Annotated in this window: 5 protein-coding genes; 1 reads left to right on the forward strand and 4 read right to left on the reverse strand. The window is 66.0% G+C overall.

Features of this window, described 5'->3' with window-relative positions; all coding sequences use genetic code 11:
* Nucleotides 1-10: 10 nt before the first annotated feature.
* Nucleotides 11-946: a 16S rRNA (cytidine(1402)-2'-O)-methyltransferase gene (rsmI, locus tag ACREC7_RS15735; RefSeq protein WP_431556636.1), complete on the reverse strand. Its 936-nt coding sequence runs from the start codon at nucleotides 944-946 to the stop codon at nucleotides 11-13.
* 265 nt (nucleotides 947-1211) lie between these two features.
* Between rsmI and ACREC7_RS15740 the strand changes: the two genes are divergently transcribed.
* A complete protein-coding gene (locus ACREC7_RS15740; RefSeq protein ID WP_431556637.1) occupies nucleotides 1212-2396 on the forward strand; it encodes a penicillin-binding protein activator in 1185 nt (394 codons plus the stop codon).
* On the opposite strand, the gene hemW is transcribed toward ACREC7_RS15740, so the two are convergent.
* From hemW to rph, 3 genes are all read right to left on the reverse strand, one after another.
* Nucleotides 2393-3541 (reverse strand): radical SAM family heme chaperone HemW, encoded by a 1149-nt coding sequence (hemW, locus tag ACREC7_RS15745; RefSeq protein WP_431556638.1) that lies wholly within the window; start codon nucleotides 3539-3541, stop codon nucleotides 2393-2395. The genes ACREC7_RS15740 and hemW overlap by 4 nt on opposite strands.
* The gene (rdgB, locus tag ACREC7_RS15750) at nucleotides 3538-4182 is read right to left on the reverse strand and encodes an RdgB/HAM1 family non-canonical purine NTP pyrophosphatase (RefSeq protein WP_431556639.1); all 645 of its coding nucleotides are present in this window, start codon (nucleotides 4180-4182) and stop codon (nucleotides 3538-3540) included. Before rdgB ends, hemW begins: the two co-directional genes overlap by 4 nt.
* Before the next feature lie 3 nt (nucleotides 4183-4185).
* A partial coding sequence (gene rph, locus ACREC7_RS15755) for a ribonuclease PH (RefSeq protein WP_431556640.1) occupies nucleotides 4186-4735 on the reverse strand: 550 nt, incomplete at its 5' end.

Here is a 4735-nt window from a genome sequence, read left to right on the forward strand (position 1 = left end):
GGCTTCTCGCTCACGGCGCGTCGCGGTCTTTGCGTTCGAGCGCCAGACCAAGATCGTAGACCCGGCTCCGCTTCACCTTGAAGTCCTCGGCGACGCTCCGCACTGCGTCACGGAAGCTCTCCTGCTTCAAGGCTTGCTTGAGGCGCGCCACGATCGCCTCGTCGCCGACCTCCGCTTCGTCGGGCGCGGGGGGACCGACGAGAACCACGAACTCCCCCTTGAGCTCTGTCGAATCGAACGCCATGGCAAGCTCGGCGGGAGTCCCGCGCGCCACGCTCTCATGCAGCTTGGTGAGCTCCTTGGCGACCGCAGCCTCGCGCGCGCCGTAGATTTCGGCCATGTCGGCGAGCGTCGCGGCAAGCCGCGATGCCGTCTCATAGAAGATCAGCGTGGCCGGCACCGGCTTCAGCTCTTCGAGCCGCTTCCGCCTTTGACCCCCCTTCGGCGGCAGGAAACCTGCAAACAGGAAGGTGTCGGTCGGGAGCCCGGCGCTGGTCAGCGCCGCGAGCGCAGCAGACGGGCCCGGCACGCTCGTCACCTGAAATCCGGCCTCCAGAGCTTCGCGCACAAGCTTGTAGCCTGGGTCTGAGATGAGCGGCGTGCCGGCGTCGGAGATCAGCGCCACCGCAAAGCCGGCCCTGATGCGGGCGAGCAGCCGCGGGCGCTCCTTCGCCGCGTTGTGCTCGTGATAGGGCGTGAGCTCAGCCTTGATGCCGAAATGCGAGAGAAGCTTGCGGCTGTGGCGCGTATCCTCAGCCGCGATCAGGCCGGCGCGGGCGAGCACGGCAAGCGCGCGGAGCGAAATGTCGGCGAGGTTGCCGATCGGTGTCGCCACGAGATAGAGGCCGGCGGGAAGCGGCCGCTCCATCTCCCCGGCGAGCGCGGTTTGCGCGCGCTGAAGCAGCCTGCCCGATGCGTCTTGGTCGTCGTGGCGATGATCCTGCACGCATCCGCTTATAGCGCGAGCAGCGCTTGCGGCGAACTGCCTAAAGTGCAGGCTTGAGCCGCGCTATGCTTGGAGAGGTGCCATGCTATAGTGGCGCTTCGCGCCCATCACGAATGAGCCATAGTTGCGGTCGAAATTTTGTCCGAAGGGCGGATGGCGGCGGTTCTTGCAGCGCCGATGGACGAAGGTAAGCTTGCGTCTGCCGCTCGGGGACACAAGGCTTCGCGAAGGCTTCGCGCTTCGCTTGCCTTGAAGCGAAGGGGTCATGCGACTTCCATACCGGATTGGTTCGACGCTTCGCGCCGCGAAGGTTCTTTTCGCTGGCTTCGGCGTGGCGGTGCTGCTCGCCGGTTGCGGCGGCGGCAGCGGCCCGGGGCCTATCGCTCCTGGCATGACCGGCTCGACCGGCGCGGTGAAGGTGGCGCTGCTCCTGCCGCTCACCGGCTCTGGCAACACCCCCTCCGTGGCCAAGGCCCTGAAACAGGCGGCCGAGCTCGCTCTGTTCGATTTCGACAATCCGTCGGTCTCGCTTGTGCCGAAAGACACCAAGGGCACGCCTGAGGGCGCGCAGGCAGCAGCGCAGAGCGCGATCCAGGACGGCGCCGAGCTGATCATCGGCCCGCTCTTTGCCCAGGAGGTTTCCGCTGCCGCGCCCGTGGCGGCTCAGAGAAATGTGCCCATTCTTGCATTTTCGACCGACGAGAAGGTTGCCGGCAACGGCGTCTATCTGCTGAGCTTCCTGGCCGGGCGCGACGTGCCGCGCATCGTTTCCTACGCGGCCGCCCGCGGCAAACATAACTTCGCGCTGCTGATCCCGCAGTCGCCTTACGGCAGGGTGGCCGAGACGGCGTTTGCGCGAAATGTCGGCCGCGGCGGCGGTCAATCGGTGGTGCGCGCCACCTTCCCGCCGAACGACGCCAACGCCATGCTCGGGCCGGTGCGGCAGGTGGCAAATGCCATGAAGGCGGGGCAGGTCGATGCGCTGTTCCTGCCGGCAGCGCCCGAGGATCTCCAGCTGCTCGCGCCGTTGCTCGCCTCGAACGGGGTCACGAGCAAGGGCCTGCAATTTCTCGGCACCGGGCAATGGGACTATCCCAGTGTGGGGAAGGACGCGGCGCTGGTCGGCGGCTGGTTTCCGGCGCCGGACCCGAAAGGCTGGAGCGATTTCGTCGCCAAATACGCCAAAACTTACGGCTCGACGCCGCCGCGCATTGCCAGCCTCGCCTATGACGCTGTGAGCCTCGCCGTGTCGCTCTCGCCGAACCCGCCGGGGCAGCGCTACACGGCAACGACGCTCACGCGGGGAAGCGGCTTTGCCGGCGTCGACGGACTGTTCCGGCTCTTGCCCGACGGCACATCAGAGCGCGGGCTAGCCATTCTCGAAGTGCGCGAATACGGGCCGCAAATGATCGAACCGGCGCCGAACAACTTCACCAGCGCGCAATATTAGGCGGCGAGCTCGACGATCAGCCTGTCGAGCACGAGGCGTCCGGCGCCGGTCGCCCGCAGCCGGCCTGGGGTTAGCTTGACGAGGCCCAGGGCCTCGAGCTGTTGCAGCCGCGCGTCGTCGAGCTTCCGGCCGTCGATGGCCTTGAGCCGCGTCACATCGATGCCCTCCGCGAGGCGCAAGCCCATGAGGAGATACTCGTCCGCCGATTCTTGCGGGCTCAAGCTCTCGTCCTGCTCGATGCCGTGGCCTGAGGCTACGACCGCGTCGAGCCAGGCTTCCGGCGATCTGCGAACAGCGATGGCATGTTTGCCGTCGCCTTGGGTGATGCGGCTATGGGCGCCTGGTCCGACGCCGGCGTAATCGTGGCCGCGCCAATAGAGGAGATTGTGCCGCGACTCGGCTCCAGGCCGCGCATGGTTCGACACTTCGTAGGAGGGGAGGCCGGCGGCGGCGCAAAGCTCCTGGGTCAGGAGATAGAAGGCCTCGGCGCTTTCGCCGTCAGGGACGGTCAGCGCCCCCGAAGCGTGCAGCGCCGCGAACGGCGTTCCAGGCTCGATGGTCAGCTGATAGAGCGAGAGGTGGTCCTGCGCGTGGCCTAGCGCCCGTGTCAGCTCGTCGCGCCAAGCCCGCAACTCTTGCCCCTGCCGCGCGTAGATCAGGTCGAAGGAGACGCGCTCGAAATTCTTCTTGGCGATGGCAAGCGCGGCCAATGCCTCCGCAGCCGTATGCATACGGCCGAGCGATTTCAGGCTTGCGTCGTCGAGCGACTGGACGCCAAGCGACACCCGGTTGACGCCGGCGGCGCGATAGCCCGCGAAGCGGCCGGCCTCGACGGATGTCGGATTGGCTTCGAGCGTGATCTCGGCGTTGTCGGCGACGGTCCATAGCTCGGCGATGCGATCGAGGATCGCTGCCACGGTCTCGGGTGCCATCAGCGACGGCGTGCCGCCGCCGAAGAAGATGCTGCTGACGGTGCGTTCCGGCGCCATCGAGGCGAAATGCGCAAGCTCAGACAAATAGGCGGTGACGAAGTCACCCTGGTCGATGCCGCCGTGGCGCACATGAGAGTTGAAATCGCAATAGGGGCATTTGGCGAGGCAGAACGGCCAATGCACATAGACCCCGAATGGCGCGGCAGAGGTCAACGCTCCTTCTCCTCCTCAAACAGCTCAATCTCCTCAATTGGGAAGGTGCGGAGGATCAGAAGCTCGAAAGCGAGCATGCGATGCGAGATGAAATTCTTGCGGTCTGGATCCATCTCGCCGAAGGTCTCGCTATAGCCGTAGGGCACGAAAATCGGATCATAGCCGAAACCGCATGTTCCGCGCGGAGGCCAAGTGAGTGTTCCCTTGATTTCGCGTCTGCTGACGATGGTCTCCGCATTTGGGCGAGCGTAGGCGAGAGCACAGACGAACTTGGCGGTTCGATCGTTGGAGCCGCTCGCCTCAAGCTCGCGGTGGACGCGCTCCATGGCGAGGCCAAAGTCCCTGTCAGGCCCGCCCCAACGCGCCGAGTGGACACCCGGAGCATCGCCGAGTGCGGTGACTTCAAGCCCTGAATCGTCGGAGACAGCCGGGAGTCTCGATGCCTTTGCCGCGGCTTCTGCCTTGATCGTTGCGTTCTCGGCGAAGCTCTGCCCTGTCTCCTCGGGCTCCGGCAGGCCGAGTTCGCCTGCCAATACCGTCTCCACGCCTACCGACGCGAACAGTTCGGCGAGTTCCTTGGCCTTGCCCTCGTTGTGGGTGGCGATGACGATCTTGTCGCCGGGCTTGAGCTCGCCGACCATGGCTCAAGCGACGGTAAGCTTCTGCAATTGCACGAGCTCGGCGATGCCGAGCTTGGCGAGCGCCATCAATTGGTCGAACTGCGCCTGGCTGAAAGCTTGCTGCTCGGCGGTGCCCTGCACCTCGACGATGCCGCCAGAGCCCGTCATCACGAAATTGGCGTCGGCCTGCGCCTCCGAATCCTCGGCATAGTCGAGATCGAGGATGGCCTCGCCGCCATAAAGCCCGCAGGACACGGCGGCGACGTGGTCGCGCAAGGCGGCGCCGTTCTTCAGCATATTTCGCGCCTTCATCCAGGCGATGGCGTCATGGAGCGCGATCCAAGAGCCGGTGATGGCGGCGGTGCGTGTGCCGCCGTCGGCTTGCAGCACGTCACAATCAAGGGTGATCTGCCGCTCGCCGAGCGCGGCAAGATCGGTGACGGCGCGAAGCGAGCGGCCGATCAGCCTCTGGATCTCCTGGGTGCGGCCCGATTGCTTGCCGGCCGCGGCTTCACGCCGGGTGCGCTCGGCCGTGGCGCGGGGCAGCATGCCGTATTCCGCCGTGACCCAGCCC

It is taken from the genome of Methyloceanibacter sp. (genome assembly GCF_050728395.1).
Lineage (GTDB): Bacteria > Pseudomonadota > Alphaproteobacteria > Rhizobiales > Methyloligellaceae > Methyloceanibacter.

What these genes read in the sequence shown, in the direction of transcription:
- ACREC7_RS15740 (WP_431556637.1), top strand. Translation starts at nt 1,212, where the DNA reads ATGCGACTTCCATACCGGATTGGTTCGACGCTTCGCGCCGCGAAGGTT.
- rdgB (WP_431556639.1), bottom strand. Translation starts at nt 4,182, where the DNA reads ATGGTCGGCGAGCTCAAGCCCGGCGACAAGATCGTCATCGCCACCCAC.